This window comes from Pradoshia sp. Z4_20 (genome assembly GCF_058216035.1).
Window position 1 is genome coordinate 104,832 of record NZ_JBZAJD010000002.1, and the last position, 19,420, is coordinate 124,251.

The window sequence follows — 19,420 nt, forward strand, 5'->3', positions numbered from 1 at the left end:
TTCCTCTTAAATTAGCCTATTCTTTTTCTACCCATTCGCCATCATCGTTTTTCTTGTATTTATTTTTCACCGCACTCCAGGCTACTTTAAAAGCTGTTTCTTCTTCATCATATTCTTCTCTTGCCGAATTAAAGGCTTCTTTAAATATTTCCTGAGCATGATGCGGTAACGAGTCCTTTACGGAATCTGGGAGTTCACTAACAGATTTGTAGGGCATATGATAAACCTCCAGTAATAAATGTTTTAACATTTTATTACCTTGTATCCCCCTTCTTTAAACAAAAAGTCTCTCCAAAGGAATACCCCGGAGAGACATTAAATAAAATTATTCACCAAGATCAACATTATGATAAACTTGCTGAACATCCTCTAAATCTTCAATTGCATCAATCATTTTTTCAAATTGCGCCTGTGCATCTGGATCCAATGTTACATCATTTTGAGCAAGCATGGTAAGCTCTGCCACAGTGAATTCTGTAATTCCCACATTTTTCAATGCTTCTTGAACAGCATGGAATTGATGCGGTTCTGCATAGATGATAACCGCCTCATCTTCTTCCAGGATATCACGAACATCTATATCTGCTTCCATTAGCAATTCAAGCACTTCATCAGATGTTTTCCCTTCAATACCAAAAACTGCTGTAGCATCAAACATATAGGCAACAGATCCGCTGACACCCATATTCCCGCCATTCTTACCAAACGCTGCACGGACTTCTGAAGCTGTACGATTAACATTATTCGTTAATGCATCCACAATCACCATGGAACCATTTGGCCCAAAACCTTCATAACGAAGCTCATCATAGTTTTCTTCTGCTCCGCCTTTAGCTTTCTCAATCGCACGATCAATAATTGCTTTTGGTACACTGTATGTTTTTGCACGTTCAAGTACCATTTTTAATGCTTGGTTAGATTCGGGGCTTGGTTCACCCTGTTTTGCAGCTACGTATATTTCACGTCCAAATTTGGCATAAATACGACTGGTATTAGCATCCTTAGAAGCCTTTTTCTCTTTAATGTTATTCCATTTACGTCCCATTATGAACACTCTCTTTCCACTATATATCTACTTAAAAATAGTAATACGAATAAGCTTTTACTTCAATACTTTTTGTTACAATCCCTAGGTTTCTCCAAGTTTCTATGTATAAATGAAGCAACTTTACTATTATACCTCATATATTATACATTTAATGGTTAAGATAATGAAGGAATAGAGATTTTAAATTTAATATCAGGGAGCGATTCACTCAGTAAAGAAACCCTTTAATTAATCTTATTAATGCTACTCAATATCTAACACAAATGTATAAGATATCGTTCCATCATTCCATTCAGCTAATACTTCATATATATAACGGCCTTTACTTGCAGGAATATAAAACTGTTTATTTTTATGTTCGATTTCTTGTCCTCTGCCCTTTTCATTCCATAAATAAATTTTAATATCTGGGTTATCGTCAATTTGGATAGTGGCTTTTTGATTAGATTTAACCTTAATTGATTCTATGCTGTCCGCCATCCGATAAGGAGAGGCGTGATCTGTTTCCACCATTTCTTCTTCTTCTCCGTTAATCCTTTTCCATTTATAATTTCCTTTTTCCAGCTGATACTCTATCCCATTAATTATTACTTCTCCCTTCATATGTGGAGGAAATTCATTAGCATTAGCTTCATTTTCTTTACCTGTATTATTTGAACAACCTGTAATCAGAAGTAAAACGAAAATTAACATCCCCATAAAAAAGTTTCTCATCGACTGGTTCCTCCATTCTCTTACCCTCTAAGATGAGTTTTTTATATTTTTAAACGGTCTGCTTTTATATAAGTACAAAACCATAATTATATTATGTAAATTAAAATCCATCTAACGCATAAGGTTATCTTAATAAATCTCTTCCTATAGCGGACATTGCTGATGAACAATTTCCAGTAGATGTTTAGATTTTCCCTTGGAAACATGCTCTGCTAGTCTTGCTCCAGCAATAATTGGGATCCACTGCAAAACATCCTTTTCTGATAACCCGCTTCTCACGTAATACAGATGCAAATACATTTCGGCCAACTCCATTGAAACTTCTGAATACAAAAGATACGTCCGACATACATCAGCACGAATATCTCCTAAGCTGCTATCTACCCAATCAATAATCGTTACTTTATTGTCCGAATCGATTAAATTAAATAAATGGAAATCACCATGGCAAAGTCGCTTTTCATATGACATTTCATTCATTTTTTGTATCAAAATATCCTTATGTTTTCTTTTTAAAACTGCTGCCTGCTCAATTTGGCGTATTAATTTATCTGTCATGAGTTCAAGAGAATCAGCAATAACCGAATGTATTTCCTGCTGTATATCAATCGACATACTCATGTAATATTCAGCTTTACTCATGTTTTCAGATACGATACTGCCAAATGTTCTGCCCTTAATGTACTCCATTATGATTGCTTGTTTTCCATCTATTACTGTCACATCCACTATTTCTGGAACAGAAAGTCCCAAAGAGAAAACTAGCTTTTGCTTATTAGCTTCATACCTTGCTTCCGTCGCTGGTAAATACTCTTTAAATACTTTGATAATCTTATTATCCCAAAGATATATATTTGCTGTATTCCCCATCGCGAATGGAGCGGCTAATTCCATTGAATATCTCCCCTTGATTCATACTCATGTAGCTTCCACTGTAGACATTACTCTAAAAAATAATATATATATTGCCTGATTACTTCTTTATATTTCAACAAATACTGTGTAATTCCTCTTTCTATAGTACGTTTAATGCCGCTTATCAACAAAAGAGCCTCATTTAAGGATGAATTTATACAAAAATAAAGATTGCAATTAACTTCTTATAATTGCATCCTATCTATATTTCCTGAGGTTCATCAATCAAATAGAGCTATTCCCCTCCAGTCATATTATTAGATAATGCGGAATGTTATGGTGGTTAACTGATAAATTTAAACATTTCCTGTGTTTTATTTATACATTCATTCTGGCAATAGGGACATTCGGAAGTTTCTTTGGCCTAATCCGTAAGTATTCGAATTCTCTTTGCCTTAGCGCAGTCATCAAGAAAATGTAACTTATTACCAAAAGGCATAAAACTATTTCTTTCTTCCCTGATGTTCATTAAAATGTAATTACAAAAATAGGTATCTTACGTGAGAAAGGAAAAAAAACATGAAGAAATTTTTTTTCATAATACTTGCACTTGTAATGTGCACGGGGTTAGTTGCATGTGGCGGTTCATCTAGTAGTAAACAGGAGGGATATACACCTGCTAAACCACTAGATCTTTCAGGTACATGGGTTCAAATTAATAGCAATTCTGATGAAGCTTGGCAGGAAGCCACTATTGCAGATGGCACAATTGAAATCAACTGGATCAGTGATAAAGGGGAAACAAAATCATTGTACTGGTCTGGCACATATGAAGCGCCAACTAAATCCACTAATGAATATGAATGGACATCTAAAAATGATAAAGAAAAAACTGACAGTGCCTTGTTAGCATCTGGTGCTGACACTAAAGATTTCACTTATAAAGATGGTGTGATTTCCTATGAAGCATCAGCTATGGGAACAACTACTACTATCAAATTGGAAAGACAGTAAATCATCTTAGCATAAATTGAAAGCCCATGAAAAAAACAGGTCAGAGGCCAAATGCCCTCTGGCCTTTTCTCATGAACATCTTTTTTGATTTCATTAATTTGAATACCTTTTCAAAGGAAGTATCCCCTCTAAATTAGCAACGCCAACTTTCGCTACTATATAAGATTCTTTGGGTTTTACTTTCGCAAACTAAATACATCACTGCACCGATTGCTAATAACAAAATCTAAATGATTCATTTTTCACCTTTTTACTTCCGTAAATTTTATGCTCAACAAACAATTAATTCCTGGAAATCAGCCCTGCGTAATTAAGGATCTCTTAACAAAAAAATAATTAAGCATTATTTGTTCACAAAATATACACAATCTGTTACGATAATTGTAACAATTTAAATTTTTTTACTATTCCTACAAAGGGTGGGGTTCAAATGAAATTAAAAACATACGGGTTATTTATACTTTCCATTATTTTTGCTGTTATAGGACATTTTAAAGTTTCCGGAAGCATACAGCCAAATGGTATTGAGGTATACTCCAACACAACCGTTCTTGAGAGTATTTCCAACGGAGTTTTGTTAGGCGGGTTTGTCTTCTTTATCGGAATGGCAATGCTAGGATATTCTGTTTATAACTTTGTAAAAGAACATTCTTAATGTTTGGCCCTCAGGTACTTGCTGAGGGTTTTTTTATTTGCTTTTTTTGTCCTACACCTTTTTACTGTTAAGCTACAAACTTCACTTTTTTCTACCGCAAAATATTTCAACCTATCCTGTTTCCCCCTTTATCGTGCATATAATTGCCATGCCTCGTCCGTATTATGAATCCTTCCCAGCATTCTCTGTTTTTAGATAGGTAAACCTCCCGAAATGAACATAAAAACAAGGACTCTGAAGAAATACAACTTGTTTTGATAGCTTTTGTCATGCAGCAGGAAAAGTATATTGCCTGTGAAGAATACATGTATTAGAAAGATACAAATATACCTAAACGACAAAGGGAAAGGATTGTTAATTATGAAAGATAATCAAATCTTACGAGCATATTCCATTAAAGAAGTTTCACGGAGAATAAATGTACCTGCAGGAACAATCCGCCAATGGGAAAAGGACTTAAATGGCGTATTAATTATTCCGCGTTCTAAACAGGGAGCCCGTTTTTATACTGAAGTTGAAATTTCAATTTTAAAAAGAATAAAGGAAATGCGTGATAAAAATCTTAGTAAGGAAATTATTAAGGACATGCTACAAAAACATTTAACTCAAGAAAAACAGCCTGTTTCAGAACCCCCTTCTGAAGATTCCGGAACCTCTTTGGCTGTTGTAGAAAAACCAGCTGAACCAAGGATGGAGGATTTCTTGGTAGCCATGGATGATTATAAGAATAATTTAATGAAAGAAATGTCAGCAGAGTTACGAAATAATCGGAACCTTATGATTGAAGAGGTAAAAAAAGAAATTTCACAAGGTTCAATTGATACGATTAAAGGCCTATCGAAAACGATTCAACGATCCAATATAAAAACAAACGGAGAGTTACGAAAACTTTCTCTAAATGTTTCAAAAGCATCAGAGCGTACATCCGAAACATTCGGAGCACTAACGACCACCATTGCGAGGTCTTCAGAGGGAGCCTTTGAATCGTTTTCCAAACGGATATCCGAAGCGGCCGCAGATGGTTATCGTGACTTACTTGCAGACCTCTCTGCGTCCGTAACTGAAACACAACAAGAAATTAAAAGTGTAACAGAGGCCATGTATCAGGATCGCGAGCAGTATTTCGAAACGATGAATAATGAATTAGACCAGTATCGAAATGACATCCGTCAACGAGAGGAAGCTTTTAAACAAATGGTCATGAGCTTCCGAGATGCGGCACCTACAAAAGAAATAGAAAAACCAAAAACAGTGAAATTTAAAGACGTTAAAAAGAATAAAACAAAGGAAAAAGGAAAAGTCAAAACAGAAAAAAATAAGCAAGATAAACAGACTTTAAAGGAAAAGGATATGGTTCCAGCAGAAAAGAAATGGTGGAGTTTTCGACGCAAGAAGTAAAATCTAAAGGTGGTATTAAAAATGAATACAAACGAAGTAGCTAAAATCTTAGGAGTTTCATCGAGTACAGTTAAACGTTGGGTTAAACACCTATCTATTGAACCTGCCAGAAATTCTAAAGGGCACTTTATCTTTACAAAGGAAGAATTCAGCCAATTGGAACACTATCATAATCAAGATCAAATTCAATCCGTTCAAATGCTCTCTCATCCAAATAACGAAGAGGTAGAGAAACTAAAACTAAAAGTTAATGAACTTGAATTAAAACTGTATAAAAAAGCGGATGGTGTTGCGTCCATCCAGCTACTCCAACATCGAAATGAACTTGAGGATTTACTGTCAATCGTAAATGAACTAACAACTCGAATGGATCATCTTGAGACCCAATTAAGCGGAACAAAAAAACCTCCCGCTATTTCTAAGCCGATTGCACTTGATACAATAAAATCCAGGCGAAAAAGGAAACGGAAAATAACACAAATCATGTTTGGGTTATAAGGATATTAACTTAGAAGTATAACGGGACTTTTTCAATAAGTTCCGTTATTTGCTTTATTAATGTCTGTATACGTCCAACCGCCGAAAAATAATACAGCGGAGTATTTATCAGTGTTTCCATTCCGGTTTCGTAATTGAAAATACATAAGCATCATGTGATTGATTTCTCTGATATAAATATCCTCGAAGTGTCCCTTCTAATGTAAAACCCATTTTCAGCAACAAATGATTAGATGAAGTATTAGCCGGATACGTAATAGCCCCTATCCGGAATAAATCAAGTTGATGAAAGGAATAGTTTACTACTGATATAATAGCTTCTGTTGCATATCCTAACCGCCAAAAATCCGGATGAATCTCATACCCAATCTCGGCACGTTTGCTTTTTAAACTAAGATTATTTAAGCCAACTGTACCAATTAACTGACCAGATTCCTTTAAAGTAATACCCCACCTTATGGATTGCCCAAGTGCCAGCCCTCTATCCAGAGTTGCAAAAATTAAAGCAGCATCTTCCTTTTTGGTCAAAGGCTCCATCCCATAATACTCCATTACTTCTTGTTTAGACATGATCGTAAAATACTGGTTTAGATGAGAGGTATTTAATCTTACTAATTGTAAACGCTTAGTTTCTAATTCTACAAAATCCATTTTAACTCCTCCATTTCTTATCCCCTTAAATCTTCAAATGCAAAACCATTTGTTCTCCTCTTTTCCCCATTCTCCTCTCCCCCATATCCTTAAAGCCGCAGTTTATGTATAAAGATTGAGCAGGGATATTTTTCATATTCACTAGCAGAACAACTTCATCAATTTCCTCAAAATGATTTTTGATAAAGTTGGAGATGGAGTATAATGCTTGTTTGGCAAACCCTCTCTTTTGGTATTTATAATTAACTGAAAAACTGGTTAATAACAGTGCTCTATTGTTTGTCGTCACTTCAGCCACCCTTTTGCCACTGTATAAACAGAAAAAGCCGACTGCCTTTCCGTTATTAAGAATCAACACTGGAAACTTATCACAACCCTGATATACTTGTTCTAATGCTTCGAGCGGATATGATGTAAATAGATATTGTTCAGGGGGTAGCTTATAATCTCTTATACCTTCTATATATTCGTCGGAATAACTAGCTAATGTAATTTTAGAAGTATCCAAATGTTTCATCCTCCATATTTTTCAAAATAGAAGTAATAATTTATAATACCTAATTTATTTTAAAGATTCAATTTTTTATGAACAATATACTTTTGACGAACATATTAATTAGAGTATAGAATTATAATCTATAGAGTTATATTTTGATTTTACTTGATTCAAAAAGGTACACTATGTTTAAGTTATAAGGTTAGAGAGGTTTTCATAATGGATCAAACTATTTTATTTGCCTTTGCATTAACACTCATGGCTGGTTTAGCAACAGGAATCGGGAGCTTGATTGCTCTGTTAACATCTCGTACCAATAAAGTATTTTTATCCGTTTCCCTTGGCTTTTCTGCCGGCGTCATGATTTATGTTTCAATGGTTGAAATTTTTGTTAAGGCAAAAGATTCTCTTGTCAGTGCTTTAGGCTATGAAAAGGGCTATACAATGACTGTGGTTGGTTTTTTTGGCGGTATCTTACTTATCGCCTTAATTGACCGTTTTATCCCAAAGCAAGGGAATCCTCATGAACCAAAAAAAGTGGAGGACATGAATAAGCCGCGAAGTGAAATTCATAGTGATGAGCTTATGAAAATGGGTGTGTTTACCGCTTTGGCAATTGGTATTCACAATTTCCCGGAAGGTATCGCTACATTTACATCAGCAATACAGGATCCTGGCTTAGGAATTGCTATTGCAGTCGCCATCGCTATTCACAATATTCCCGAGGGGATAGCGGTTGCCGTGCCTATCTATTTTGCGACCGGGGACAAACGAAAAGCCTTTAAACTTTCATTTCTCTCCGGATTGGCAGAGCCAGTCGGTGCTCTAGTAGCTTACTTACTGTTAATGCCATTCTTAACTGATATGTTGTTTGGAATTATCTTTTCGGCGGTTGCGGGGATTATGGTATTCATCTCGTTGGATGAATTATTACCTGCAGCTAAAAAGTATGATGAAGGTCACCATGCCATTTATGGGTTGATAGCAGGGATGGCGTTAATGGCAATCAGTTTATTATTATTTATTTAACCAGCTATTTCAAAAAAAGTAGGTCCTGAATTTTCAGGGCCTACTTTTCTTTTACTTAAAAGTTTTAAAGAAATCTTTTGATAGCTTGTTGAAGACTGCCCATTGTAGTAGCTTTGTTTTCAAAATTAATCCCCATATGGATAATTTGCTGTACAATATCGGGGCGAAGTCCTGTGATAATGGATTCACACCCCATCATTGAAGTACCCTCAATTAACTTCATTAGTTGATCAATAACATCAGGATCCATCTCAGCTATACCGGATAAATCAATAATTAAGGTTTGGATATGGTGTTCTCCAACTGCCTGTAACGCTTTCTTTTCTATAATTTTGGACCTATTATCATCCCATACACCGATTAGTGGTAAGATACAAATCGTCGGTGTGATCGGTATAATCGGGACGGATAAATTTTCAACCATTTTAGTCTGCTTTTCAATTAATATATCTTTATAATTCGAATAGCTGATAAAGAAAGTATTCAAGAAACTATCAATTTGATTGTTAATTTGTTTTTCCATAATAAAAAAATCTTCCATATTAAAAGATTCTTCTGATTGTTGAACAAATTGATTGATAAATGCCCACATCGTTCTTCTTATTGCCTGTACCCATTCCAATTTAAAATTCAAAGTAAGGGAATGAGTAGCCCAAGCTATGCCTTCTTGCTTAGCAAAATCAATAACTTCTTTCTTCTCCTGGTCAAGAACGTATATAACCAGTTTATGGGCGTTATTTATCAAATCAATATTGCCAATCAGTAAGATTTCTTCTATTTTCCGCCTGACATTTACTGCTTCAGATAATAACATATCACTAAAGGACTGGCGATTTTCCACGATATATTCTTTGATCATGGCAGCTTTATCCAAGGTTGTATCCATTCTACCCCTCCTATTATAGTCGTCTGGCTACATAAATTTTATCAGACACTTCAAAAATCGTAAAATATTAACTCTTCCTTTCTAAAGTATTTAATAGGTCATCTTATTAATTCGTATGACAGAAAAGCTACAAAGGATTTTACCCTTTATAAAGGCTTTTCGTATAGTTTGTTGTTAGTAGTCAAAGGTTGAGTGCGAAAACCCAAATTAGAGGAAAATAAAGTGAAAAAAATCCAATAAATACGAAGAGAAATGTGATATAAATACTTGTAGTATTTTAATTAGATGGGGGATTCAATGTATAAAAGATATTGGGGATCTTTGACATTTTTGAGCTTGTATGTAGTTGTGTCTATACGTGTTTTCCACACCTAAACTCTTTCCTAATTTAAGCCAGCGAAACCAATTGAGGCAGTTATCAAATATTGAGTTGCAACAACTTAAATATACTAACGGATCTTCAGTCTACTATAAAAAATATCGTTATTCCCTCTTTAAGCTTAATATATCAACCCCCATTTGGTATAACCATCACGAAAACAGCCTTTAAAAAAGAAAAGTCATGAAGGGTTAGTATTCTGGAACGAATCGTTGGTCACTTAGAAGAACATAAAAAAAACTAGAATGAACCCATATAATCTCGCTTACAGAGTTCATTTTAGTCTCATAGCATTTGTTTGATTAAAAATTGTTACTCTTAATTTCTACTACTTTTTTGTAAATTCAATTATATACTAATATGGATTATGAAAATTTTTAACGGAGGTTAAGGATGATAACGATAAAATCCTTATATGGAGTCACAGCTATGAACTTATTTATCCTTTTACCCTTATTAACAGAGTCCTTACTTCAGGATTGGACATTTTCTTTTTCCCAGCTCGCTTATTTTGTCTGTCCCATTATTACCATGATAACACTTATTAAGATTATCCAATTAGATATATTAAAAACCTATCATGGTGCCTTCAACTTTATTGTTCAATTACTTATTGGAGGCACTTCAATTATTATCGCGTTCAATCATTCTGGCTAAGTCACCTCTATTTACTCTTTTAGTTCTATCAATTAAAGTTTTAAAGAGTAATCTCTCGTTTATACGGTACTGTTCGCAGCCGAATGACTCCTTTTTTGAATAGCATTTACACCCATGACAACAGCTATCATTTCACCTATTTCGATTTCATTGGAAGTTTTAGATAATTCATAGGCAGGACTTGATAAGATGGAGTTGACTTTTCTAAATCGGCCAACTTGCTTTCCTTTTTCACTGAGGATTTCATATCTTTTGGAAAAGGTTTCTGAATCAATACGGAATACTCCCCGGTTATGAGCTGTGTACTCGTATTTTTTGGCAAAAAAGCTAAATCTTGCACGTACGAAGCCAAGTTCATCCCCCTCTTGATTTGTAACGATCCACCTGTTGCTGAAAAGCGGGAATTTGCCGCTAATCAAAATATTTCCCTTCAAATCTAAAACATCGATTGTGGAAGTAAAGGCACTTTTTAAATCTAATTTACCAACAATGTGTTCATCCCTTGTATAAATATCTTTTTGGCCAGATGAAAAAAAACTATCTGTAAAGTATAAATTCTTATAATCCATATTGCCACTCCCTGACATTCTTAATTCCCTCTTCATTAACATTTCTACATCTAAAACCGTATTCCTGCCTTAAAATATATATTGCCACTGAAGTTTGTCTACCTTTATAATGAATACAAAATTATCCATTTTCACGATGTCCCCCTAAATGATTGGCATTCGTTAATGAAGCCCTTTATCCTGCCTGTCCACCAATCATTTTTCAAATATTAAAAGAATAACTAATAAAGGAGTGGAGACATTGGATTGGAATTTATTTGGCGCCCTAGCGATTGCTCTCTTTCTTATTCGCTGGGATCAGAACAACATTAAACTTATTAATTTATTTAAAGAACTGTTAATGATAGGCTTGTTTGTACTTATTTTATCTTTTAGCCTTAAAGTTGAGAATCTAGCATTTTCCGTTTTCAACTATGTTCCTGAACAATTTGAAATTTGGACTGGCGCTCTCCTCTTCATTTCCTTTATTGGCGCATTGACTCACAGAGGCTGGCGCATCTTCAACACAAACCATATCAATCGTCATCATTAAAAATGAATGCTAATCCATTTCCTACATAAACGAAAGGACTGCCATACTGAGCTAGCTATTCAGTGTGGCAGTCCTTTTTATGGTTACGCGGCCAATCTTACTATCACTGTTATAATGAAGCTTTTCAAATCTTCTCATTCGCATCATAAATCTTTTTAACGATTCAAGAATACTTTTGTACTGTCAACAATCTACATATTTATAGCATCATCTAAGGACAGTTTATTAACCAGCTCTGTTAAATAGTCAGGGGCTGTCAAATACAGCAAGCCATTTCCCTCTAATTTAGGTGAGTTCCCAAGAGGTATTGTTCTCTTTATTAATTGTGCATATATTTCCGGCTCACTTAAGTTACGTTCAAAGCTGTTATTGGTCATAACCTTAATAAGAGCCATTGCTCCTGCCACATGAGGCGTAGCCATAGATGTTCCACTTAAAGTCGCATATTTTCCGTTCAAATAAGTGGATAGAATTTTCTCACCAGGTGCTACCAAATCAATCTCCTTATTCGAATTAGAGAATCGGGATGACCGGTGTTCGAGATCAATTGCGCCAACACTGATGACTTCGTTGTAAACTGCCGGATAGCAAAGCTCTTCCGTCTCTTCATTACCATCTCCATCATTGCCTGCGGCACAAATAACTGCAATATTATTCATTACTGCCTTCTTAATTGCTTCATGCAGCTCAGGTACATCTTCTGTTCCCCCTAGAGACATAGAAATAATATCTGCTTTTTGCTCGATTGCATAAAGAATCCCGTTAATAATCCAGTCATATTCACCGAAGCCATCCTTATCCAATACTTTCAGAATAAGCAGCTTGGCAGCTGGAGCAACCCCAACTACCCCACTTTTATCTTGCGTGGCTGCAATTGTTCCCGCCACATGTGTACCATGCCCGTTATAATCCTGGAATTTATCAGGGTCACTATCATCGTCTGTAGTAAAATTCCGGCCGCCAATAATTTGCTTTGCCAAATCAGGATGGTTCACATCACAACCAGTATCCAACACTGCAATGGTTACACCTTCACCCATCGTAACATTCCAGATTTCAGGGGCTTCAATCATTTCAATGCCCTTTGGCACCTCATTGACTGAATCAAGCTGTTGATCAATATGATATGGTATAACTTGCACTTCTCTCTTCATCTTATCTCCTCCACTTGAGATTAATTTGAAGCCGGTACCAGTTGTTACCCATATTTTAACAATATATATAAAAATATCATAGGTACATTCGCACTGATTTTTAATTAGCTTATTTACATAATTATTCATGATTCATGGTTACTACTTATCAATCGTTATAATTTGACAAGTTAACATTATAATTAACCTGAGTGTAACAATGGGCGTGATTCAAAAATGAAAGACAAAATCGTATTTTATCACTAATACAAAAAAAGATTATCCGACCTCTTCACTGATTCAAAACCGATAAATAGTATAATGAATATTCAGAAAATGGTATGTAATAAAGCTGACTGATTATTTTACTTAATATTGATTTTTATACCATGTACGTTTTTTAAACCCTTAATAAGCTTCCAGCTTCCTGATCTAATAAGAAAGTTGTATTTTGGTGTAAAACTTTCTTTTGTGTATGTAAATGTAAATTCTCCTTTAACGTTTTCCTGATTATTTGCGCTTTATGCAAACCATTCGCCAACACAATAACTTCCCGTGCTCCCATTATATGTTTATATCCTACCAAGTAAGCTGCAGGCAGATCCTGTGTATCAGACTGATTATAATAATCCTTATCTCCTATGCGGCGAACATGTGAATAACAAGAAAAAGAACTACTGGGACTAATAAAACCAATCTTGCAATCTCCGCCAATTCCCAATAGGACTAAATCTAATCCCCCGTTTTTAATAATATCATTGTCAATTCTCTTACATTCCTTATGAGGTATCTCAGATTTTCCGTTAAAAAAAACCAATTGTGAAGCTTTGACATTAACTTTAGAAAAAAATTCTTTATAGAGGAATTGATTGCAGCTGCCTTCATCATAAGTGCTTCTGCCCATCCATTCATACATAACTGCAAAACGGCACTCTGAAAAATCAACCAACCCCAATGAATATTGGTTCGCTAATATCTCCAATACTCGCCTTAGACTATTTTCTGCAGGGAGACCTATAAAAAGGTTTGGTTTTTCATTGATTTCTTGTATGATTATTTCAGCCGCGGATGTGGACATTTCTTCGTAATCTTTAAAAATTGTATAGTTCATTTTCTCACAATACTCCTTCCAATATTTAAGCATTTAATTCATTATCCTAAAGATGTATTTCTATTCAGTCATTCATTAACTAGTCCAATTTGTGAAATTTAAGAGAAAGTACAGAGGCGGAGTAAGTAATCATTTATGTACTAAACAGAGGAGGTTATAAACTGTATTGAAGTTAGAAGTTATAAGAAATTGTTGGTTTTATCAAACTACCTTTCCAATAATACAATGCTTCCATCCTCCTAGGCAAGAAAGATGTCTGAAATTTTTGTTAAATTAATCAGAATAAAGTCTTACTAGGAGATAAAAAAAGAAAAAATGTCAATTTCAGCAGAATTAACATTTTAGAAGGATTACTATTTATATATTTCTACCTTTTTATATTTCTTTTGCAGTAATCGTATTCTCTTTCTTCTCAACAGAACTTAAGCCATGCAAGACTAATCCAAACATGACAATAAATATTCCAATCATAGCCGAGATGGACGGAAATAAAATAGATAAGATTATCATCTCTCCTGCTAAAGCAAACAAAATTTCCATGGATTGAGTGGCCTCCACCGCTGCCATCTTTTTCATATCACGGTTAACGAGATCGGTTGCTTTAAAAAATAGAACGGTGGCAATGACTCCTGAAGAAATAGCAACTATCAATGTTTGAATATTTTGCATAGGGCTTGGTGGTCCAACTGTAGACAGCGCCAGAATGGAGACGATAATCCAAAGAGGTAAGCTGGCTATGGTCATTCCTAGTACTCGTTGATATGCATCCAACCGACCTTTTGTAATTTCCATCATTTTACGGTTTCCTAATGGATAAGCAAATGCTGCTATCAGGATTGGGATAAAACCAAATAAGAATTCCTTTATTGTTAACTGATTCATATTTTCCATCTGTATCAATAAAATCCCCAGTAAAATAAAGCATGAGAAAAACAATTGCTTTTTAGGTATGATACCTTTTTTTGAATAAATCCCCTCTTTAAATTCAAAAAACAATGGTGTCAATAAAGTACCTGCCACTATTGTAATTTGCCAGGTTCCTGCTGTAAGCCACCCTGGAGAATATGCTGCAGCAAAACATAAAGGCAGATAGAACATCCCAAAACCAATAAAGCTCCAAAAAAACCATGCCTTTAAGTTTTCTCGCATAATAACAAACAATTGCCATAAATTCTTTCGGATATAAACAATTGCCATTAAAAATGGAATCATATAAATATAGCGCAATGACGCACTCCAAAGCCAGCTACCTCCTGAGAGTTCCATTGACCTGTTTAGTATAAATGTCACCGCAAAGAAAAAAGATGCCAATATACCTAACAATATGGATTGCACTCACATCAACTCCCTATACTAAATTCTTCTCAAAATGGCTATGCCTTTCTCTTAAACCATCTATTATAAAAGGTTTTACAAATGTAAAAGATGCGTAGGTAAAATAAAATGTACATTTGGAATTATTAACAACCTTCTAATAACAAGAAAATCATTCTTTTCCTCAAACGTTTATCTATGAAACGTGTAATATTCGTAACGGCAAAAAAGTTAGAATTAAGGAACAAGTTTCAATCATTTTATCTTTTTTTAAATGCTGCGTGAATACATTATCATTGGCATCCAAGCTTAATAAATATAGAATAATGATTACTTTAAGCTGCTTTCACATCAACTAAAAAAACTTCATATGGGTTTTCGCTTCTTTATAATAGGACAGACGATCATCAAGATTCCCAGTATGGAACTCAAATTTATGTCCATCAGGATCAGTAAAATAAACGGATCGCTGATCTTTTAGATCTCTCATTCTTCCTGGAAGAATATTCACGTTTAACTTTTTTAAGTGATTTATACACTCATCGAAATCTGCTTCTTCTACGGAGAAAGCTATGTGGGTATATGAATATTCTATGTCCCTCCGAGGTATCATTTTTTCTTCATTCAATGCTAACCATAAACCATTAAAATTAAAATATGCAGTTGTTCTCCCTTTTACAAGTAATTTCGCTTCGAACACTTGTTCATAAAATAAAATGGATTGATCCAGATTGGATACGGAAAATAACAAATGATTAATCCCTTTTATATTCATCCTTTATTCACCCTTTGTTTTTGGTTCATTATACTTGAAAACGAACCAAATCCCCCAGATAAAAGATACTTCCAAAAGATAAAACTCATGTTTTCATAATCTCTTCTATACATATAATGGTAAAGTATTATAGAATGATTTATTAGGTGTTTAATTTAAACTAAAGGAGTCAGACGGATTGGTAAATACAGAAAATTTAAAAAATCAATCGCTTTTTTCTATATCATGGCCTTTATTTATAGAGCTTAGCTTACATATAGCAATGGGGTTACTGGCTACATTGATGCTTGGACATTATTCTGACCTAGCTGCAGCAGGAGTAGGTGTCGCCAACCAATTAATAAGTATTTTTATCTTAGTTTTTAATGTCTCTTCTATTGGTGCGATGATCTTAATTGGACAAAGGATCGGGGCACAGCGTCTTGATAAAGCAAGACAATTATCAAGATCTGCATTTAGCATTAATGTATGGTTTGGTGTCCTCATATCTCTTATTGTAGTTATTTTCGGGCAGAGTTTATTGAATTTATTTGACATTAGCGGAGAGGTTTATGACTATGCTCTTCTATTCATAAGGATTGTTGGATTTTCTTTATTTCTTGAGTCAATTTCACTTGTTCTAAGCGCTATTCTCAGGAGCCATGGAAGAACAAAGGAACCTATGTATGTTTCACTCTTTATGAATATTATCAGTACACTAGGCTATGTCATTAGTATTTACGGAGTATTCAATCTTCCGATAACCGGTGTGACTGGTGTTTCATGGACGATGGTTATTGCTCGAAGTTTTGCAGTGGTCGCTTTAATAATGATCGTTGCCAAAGAGCTTGCATTGCGCTTCCGATTAAGTGATTTATTTCATATTAACACTGAAGACATGAAAAATCTTTTTCAAATAGGTATTCCCTCTGCCGGTGAAAATTTATCCTATCATTTTTCACAGCTGTTGGTAACTGCTTTCGTTGCCACCCTCGGTGATGCTTCATTAGTTGCACGTGTTTATTTAACGAATATTACAATGCTCTGTTATTTATTCAGCGTTGCGATTGGCGAGGGAACACAACTGTTGGTTGCAAGATATATAGGGGGCGGTCACTTTGATCAGGCCTTAAAAAGAGGAATGAAAACCGTAAAAATAGCTGTATTTGCCTCTACAGCTGTGTCACTGACATTTGCACTAATGGGAAATTCATTGATTGAGTTATTTACATCTGATGCGGCCATTTTAGCGATTGCTTTGCCTGTTCTCTGGGGAATTGCCTTTGTTGAACCTGGCAGAGCTGTCAACATTGTTTTAATGAGCTCATTAAAATCAGCAGGGGATGTTCGTTTCCCAGTCATTATCGGCATTTTATCTATGTGGACATTTACTGTAGGTTTCGGGTATTTGTTTGGCATTACATTCGGGCTTGGTTTACTCGGAATATGGATTGCTCAGGGAATTGACGAATGGTTCCGTGCAATCTTTGCAGTCAAACGCTGGCACAGCCGTCCATGGGAGAAAAAATTCGCTCATCAGACAAAAAAACAAGATCCTATTCATATTTCCTAACTGACAAAAAGCCTCTAAATCCGTTGTTGTGGATTAGAGGCTTTTTAATCAATATTTGAACTTTCTTATTGAATACGATCCCAGTGGCGATGCTTAGCAACCGCTTCAATAAACTGCTCAACTGACTTATTTATTGGTTCATCAGAAGCCGAGGTAATAATACCGGCAGCTCCATTAGATGTCCGGATAAATGGAGCAACCAAATCTGCAGCTTCTTTTGGGGCACCTATTGCTTTAAAGTGATTGAATGCATCCATTATAAACTCATTCACCTTGTTGATCGTTTTTAGAGCATCTACACTATGTTGACCCGAAGCAAGATAGACAGCATCATATAAAACTGAATCTGTTGTCAAAAACGTCTGGTCTACCTTTAACACAGCTCCATTAGCGCTAGTTATTTCTCCTTGGTTCTCAGAAACAATTTCAGCAATTAAACCAGCCTCCTCAAAGGCTACCAGCGCCTGTTTTAAATCAATTCCATCAAATCCATTATGGACAAGGACAGCAACCTTTCTTGTCGCGGCACCCATGGTTGTATTCAATTGACTGAGTGCAGGTGATGAATCAATTACTTTTGATTCTTTAACTTCAGTATTTGATGGTACCTCAAGACCTAAACCAATCGCAATTTGTTCAGCCAAATAATGATCCACATTCGCATACATATTAACAACTTGTTGTTGGATATTCTTACTTAGACATTTACCAAGCTCAAAGCGGAATGCATCGATGATATGTTGTTTTTCTACTGAAGACATGCTGTTCCAAAATAATTTAGCTTGGCTGTAGTGATCCTTAAAACTTTCACTTCTCTTCCGAACTTTAGATCCATCTACCTTTTCCTGATAATGCTCGAAACCGCCTTCTTCAGGAGAGGCCGGTGATGGAGAATTATTGGCTAACCCATTTTTATTGTAGCTAACCTGTCCTTTATCGATACGCATTTGATGATATCCGTCACGTTGGTGATTGTGTACGGGTGAAATCGGGCGGTTAATCGGAATTTGTTGGAAGTTCGGTCCCCCAAGCCTTAACAGCTGTGTATCCGTATAAGAGAATAGACGCCCCTGTAATAATGGATCATTGGTAAAATCAATTCCCGGTACAATATGACCAATATGGAATGCCGCCTGTTCCGTTTCCGCAAATACATTATCCACATTTTTATTAAGTGTCATTTTACCTATTTTCTGTACAGGTATGAGTTCTTCTGGCCACACTTTAGTAGGATCCAGTATATCGAAATCAAACTTAAATTCATCTTCTTCCTTAACTACCTGAATACCAAACTCATACTCTGGATAATTTCCCATTTCAATCGCTTCATATAAATCACGACGATGAAAATCAGGATCTTTACCTGCGATTTTTTGCGCTTCATCCCAGACAAGAGAATGGACCCCAAGTATTGGTTTCCAATGGAATTTAACAAAATGGGCTTCTCCTTGTTCATTTACAAGTCTAAATGTATGGACACCAAACCCTTCCATCATCCGATAGCTTCTAGGTATACCCCTATCAGAGTTCGTCCATAGAACCATATGTGCAGATTCAGTATTATTTACAACAAAATCATAAAAAGTATCGTGGGCTGTTGCTGCTTGAGGCATCTCATTGTGTGGCTCAGGCTTAAAGGAATGAACTAAATCTGGAAACTTAATCGCATCCTGAATGAAAAATACAGGAATATTATTTCCTACGAGATCAAAATTACCTTCATCCGTATAAAATTTGGTTGCAAATCCACGGGCATCCCTTACAGAATCAGCAGATCCCCTGGAGCCTGCCACAGTGGAAAATCGTACAAAGACTGGTGTTTTTTTAGATGGATCCTGCAAAAAACTTGCTTTGGTCAGCTTCGTCATTGGTTCATACACCTGAAAATAACCATGTGCACCAAAACCACGAGCGTGGACAATTCGTTCCGGAATTCTCTCATGGTCAAAATGCGTCATTTTTTCCCGAAAATGAAAATCCTCCATGAGAGTCGGTCCACGGTCACCCGCTTTTAAAGAATGTTCATCTTCAGAAACTCGTACACCATGATTGGTTGTTAATTTTTTTTCACTATTATCCACTCTAAAATCATCTAATTGCTTGTCTTTTTTGTTTTGAATATGGTTATCAGCCATCATCTCTACCTCATCTCTT

Annotated in this window: 21 protein-coding genes; 8 read left to right on the forward strand and 13 right to left on the reverse strand. The window is 35.4% G+C overall.

Translation table 11 applies throughout. The features are described 5' to 3' along the window. Positions 1-16: 16 nt before the first annotated feature. From AC4BHP_RS06485 to AC4BHP_RS06500, 4 genes are all read right to left on the reverse strand, one after another. Positions 17-217: a ChaB family protein gene (locus AC4BHP_RS06485; RefSeq protein WP_066102205.1), complete on the reverse strand. Its 201-nt coding sequence runs from the start codon at positions 215-217 to the stop codon at positions 17-19. A 108-nt stretch (positions 218-325) separates the two neighbouring features. Then, on the reverse strand, positions 326-1,045 hold the full coding sequence (locus tag AC4BHP_RS06490; RefSeq protein WP_066099835.1) for a YebC/PmpR family DNA-binding transcriptional regulator: 720 nt from the start codon (positions 1,043-1,045) through the stop codon (positions 326-328). Between the two features lie 246 nt (positions 1,046-1,291). Further along, on the reverse strand, positions 1,292-1,762 hold the full coding sequence (locus AC4BHP_RS06495; RefSeq protein WP_140461341.1) for a hypothetical protein: 471 nt from the start codon (positions 1,760-1,762) through the stop codon (positions 1,292-1,294). A gap of 144 nt (positions 1,763-1,906) precedes the next feature. Further along, on the reverse strand, positions 1,907-2,656 hold the full coding sequence (locus AC4BHP_RS06500; protein WP_490551756.1) for an aminoglycoside phosphotransferase family protein: 750 nt from the start codon (positions 2,654-2,656) through the stop codon (positions 1,907-1,909). Positions 2,657-3,196: 540 nt separating this feature from the next. Between AC4BHP_RS06500 and AC4BHP_RS06505 the strand changes: the two genes are divergently transcribed. From AC4BHP_RS06505 to AC4BHP_RS06520, 4 genes are all read left to right on the forward strand, one after another. Beyond that, a complete protein-coding gene (locus tag AC4BHP_RS06505; RefSeq protein ID WP_066099846.1) occupies positions 3,197-3,631 on the forward strand; it encodes an LptM family lipoprotein in 435 nt (144 codons plus the stop codon). Between the two features lie 430 nt (positions 3,632-4,061). Continuing rightward, positions 4,062-4,286 (forward strand): hypothetical protein, encoded by a 225-nt coding sequence (locus AC4BHP_RS06510; RefSeq protein WP_139891144.1) that lies wholly within the window; start codon positions 4,062-4,064, stop codon positions 4,284-4,286. A gap of 360 nt (positions 4,287-4,646) precedes the next feature. Continuing rightward, a complete protein-coding gene (locus AC4BHP_RS06515; protein ID WP_066099853.1) occupies positions 4,647-5,684 on the forward strand; it encodes a MerR family transcriptional regulator in 1,038 nt (345 codons plus the stop codon). Positions 5,685-5,705: 21 nt separating this feature from the next. Continuing rightward, on the forward strand, positions 5,706-6,182 hold the full coding sequence (locus tag AC4BHP_RS06520; RefSeq protein ID WP_066099855.1) for a MerR family transcriptional regulator: 477 nt from the start codon (positions 5,706-5,708) through the stop codon (positions 6,180-6,182). A 108-nt stretch (positions 6,183-6,290) separates the two neighbouring features. Here the strand turns inward: AC4BHP_RS06520 and AC4BHP_RS06525 are convergent, their stop codons facing one another. Both AC4BHP_RS06525 and AC4BHP_RS06530 read right to left on the reverse strand, forming a co-directional pair. Beyond that, positions 6,291-6,833 carry a GNAT family N-acetyltransferase gene (locus AC4BHP_RS06525; RefSeq protein ID WP_066099858.1) on the reverse strand — a complete coding sequence of 181 codons (543 nt, stop codon included), beginning with the start codon at positions 6,831-6,833 and terminating at the stop codon, positions 6,291-6,293. Positions 6,834-6,858: 25 nt separating this feature from the next. After that, positions 6,859-7,341 (reverse strand): GNAT family N-acetyltransferase, encoded by a 483-nt coding sequence (locus AC4BHP_RS06530; protein WP_490551757.1) that lies wholly within the window; start codon positions 7,339-7,341, stop codon positions 6,859-6,861. Between the two features lie 207 nt (positions 7,342-7,548). Here AC4BHP_RS06530 and zupT point away from each other — a divergent pair, with 207 nt between their 5' ends. Next, positions 7,549-8,358: a zinc transporter ZupT gene (zupT, locus tag AC4BHP_RS06535; RefSeq protein WP_066099864.1), complete on the forward strand. Its 810-nt coding sequence runs from the start codon at positions 7,549-7,551 to the stop codon at positions 8,356-8,358. A 64-nt stretch (positions 8,359-8,422) separates the two neighbouring features. Here zupT and AC4BHP_RS06540 read toward each other — a convergent pair whose 3' ends face one another. Further along, complete coding sequence (locus tag AC4BHP_RS06540) at positions 8,423-9,244, reverse strand: STAS domain-containing protein (RefSeq protein ID WP_066099869.1); 822 nt, start codon at positions 9,242-9,244, stop codon at positions 8,423-8,425. Positions 9,245-10,016: 772 nt separating this feature from the next. Between AC4BHP_RS06540 and AC4BHP_RS06545 the strand changes: the two genes are divergently transcribed. Continuing rightward, positions 10,017-10,280, forward strand: a complete 264-nt coding sequence (locus AC4BHP_RS06545; protein WP_066099872.1) for a hypothetical protein — start codon at positions 10,017-10,019, stop codon at positions 10,278-10,280. Between the two features lie 59 nt (positions 10,281-10,339). Here the strand turns inward: AC4BHP_RS06545 and AC4BHP_RS06550 are convergent, their stop codons facing one another. After that, entirely contained in the window at positions 10,340-10,849 is a 510-nt protein-coding gene (locus tag AC4BHP_RS06550; protein WP_066102213.1) for an LURP-one-related family protein, read from the reverse strand. A gap of 241 nt (positions 10,850-11,090) precedes the next feature. On the opposite strand from AC4BHP_RS06550, the gene AC4BHP_RS06555 reads away from it, so the two are divergent. Continuing rightward, positions 11,091-11,381, forward strand: coding sequence for a hypothetical protein (locus AC4BHP_RS06555; RefSeq protein WP_066099877.1), 291 nt, complete (start codon positions 11,091-11,093; stop codon positions 11,379-11,381). Positions 11,382-11,572: 191 nt separating this feature from the next. On the opposite strand, the gene AC4BHP_RS06560 is transcribed toward AC4BHP_RS06555, so the two are convergent. The 4 genes from AC4BHP_RS06560 to fosB form a co-directional block, all read right to left on the reverse strand. Then, positions 11,573-12,535, reverse strand: a complete 963-nt coding sequence (locus AC4BHP_RS06560; RefSeq protein WP_066099880.1) for a S8 family peptidase — start codon at positions 12,533-12,535, stop codon at positions 11,573-11,575. 379 nt (positions 12,536-12,914) lie between these two features. After that, complete coding sequence (locus AC4BHP_RS06565) at positions 12,915-13,625, reverse strand: 6-phosphogluconolactonase (protein WP_066099884.1); 711 nt, start codon at positions 13,623-13,625, stop codon at positions 12,915-12,917. Positions 13,626-14,000: 375 nt separating this feature from the next. Next, positions 14,001-14,960, reverse strand: a complete 960-nt coding sequence (locus AC4BHP_RS06570; RefSeq protein ID WP_490551758.1) for a DMT family transporter — start codon at positions 14,958-14,960, stop codon at positions 14,001-14,003. A gap of 334 nt (positions 14,961-15,294) precedes the next feature. Further along, positions 15,295-15,714: a metallothiol transferase FosB gene (gene fosB, locus AC4BHP_RS06575; protein ID WP_066099887.1), complete on the reverse strand. Its 420-nt coding sequence runs from the start codon at positions 15,712-15,714 to the stop codon at positions 15,295-15,297. A gap of 178 nt (positions 15,715-15,892) precedes the next feature. On the opposite strand from fosB, the gene AC4BHP_RS06580 reads away from it, so the two are divergent. Beyond that, entirely contained in the window at positions 15,893-17,266 is a 1,374-nt protein-coding gene (locus tag AC4BHP_RS06580; RefSeq protein ID WP_490551759.1) for an MATE family efflux transporter, read from the forward strand. Between the two features lie 65 nt (positions 17,267-17,331). On the opposite strand, the gene AC4BHP_RS06585 is transcribed toward AC4BHP_RS06580, so the two are convergent. Then, positions 17,332-19,401, reverse strand: coding sequence for a catalase (locus AC4BHP_RS06585; RefSeq protein ID WP_066099893.1), 2,070 nt, complete (start codon positions 19,399-19,401; stop codon positions 17,332-17,334). Between the last annotated feature and the right edge of the window lie 19 nt (positions 19,402-19,420).

Coding starts and splice junctions, on each gene's coding strand:
- AC4BHP_RS06565 (WP_066099884.1), bottom strand. CDS start 13,625: ATGAACTATACAATTTTTAAAGATTACGAAGAAATGTCCACATCCGCG.
- AC4BHP_RS06520 (WP_066099855.1), top strand. CDS start 5,706: ATGAATACAAACGAAGTAGCTAAAATCTTAGGAGTTTCATCGAGTACA.
- fosB (WP_066099887.1), bottom strand. CDS start 15,714: ATGAATATAAAAGGGATTAATCATTTGTTATTTTCCGTATCCAATCTG.
- AC4BHP_RS06525 (WP_066099858.1), bottom strand. CDS start 6,833: ATGGATTTTGTAGAATTAGAAACTAAGCGTTTACAATTAGTAAGATTA.
- AC4BHP_RS06515 (WP_066099853.1), top strand. CDS start 4,647: ATGAAAGATAATCAAATCTTACGAGCATATTCCATTAAAGAAGTTTCA.
- AC4BHP_RS06505 (WP_066099846.1), top strand. CDS start 3,197: ATGAAGAAATTTTTTTTCATAATACTTGCACTTGTAATGTGCACGGGG.
- AC4BHP_RS06560 (WP_066099880.1), bottom strand. CDS start 12,535: ATGAAGAGAGAAGTGCAAGTTATACCATATCATATTGATCAACAGCTT.
- AC4BHP_RS06510 (WP_139891144.1), top strand. CDS start 4,062: ATGAAATTAAAAACATACGGGTTATTTATACTTTCCATTATTTTTGCT.
- AC4BHP_RS06540 (WP_066099869.1), bottom strand. CDS start 9,244: ATGGATACAACCTTGGATAAAGCTGCCATGATCAAAGAATATATCGTG.
- AC4BHP_RS06545 (WP_066099872.1), top strand. CDS start 10,017: ATGATAACGATAAAATCCTTATATGGAGTCACAGCTATGAACTTATTT.
- AC4BHP_RS06585 (WP_066099893.1), bottom strand. CDS start 19,401: ATGGCTGATAACCATATTCAAAACAAAAAAGACAAGCAATTAGATGAT.
- zupT (WP_066099864.1), top strand. CDS start 7,549: ATGGATCAAACTATTTTATTTGCCTTTGCATTAACACTCATGGCTGGT.
- AC4BHP_RS06550 (WP_066102213.1), bottom strand. CDS start 10,849: ATGGATTATAAGAATTTATACTTTACAGATAGTTTTTTTTCATCTGGC.
- AC4BHP_RS06495 (WP_140461341.1), bottom strand. CDS start 1,762: ATGAGAAACTTTTTTATGGGGATGTTAATTTTCGTTTTACTTCTGATT.
- AC4BHP_RS06485 (WP_066102205.1), bottom strand. CDS start 217: ATGCCCTACAAATCTGTTAGTGAACTCCCAGATTCCGTAAAGGACTCG.
- AC4BHP_RS06500 (WP_490551756.1), bottom strand. CDS start 2,656: ATGGAATTAGCCGCTCCATTCGCGATGGGGAATACAGCAAATATATAT.
- AC4BHP_RS06490 (WP_066099835.1), bottom strand. CDS start 1,045: ATGGGACGTAAATGGAATAACATTAAAGAGAAAAAGGCTTCTAAGGAT.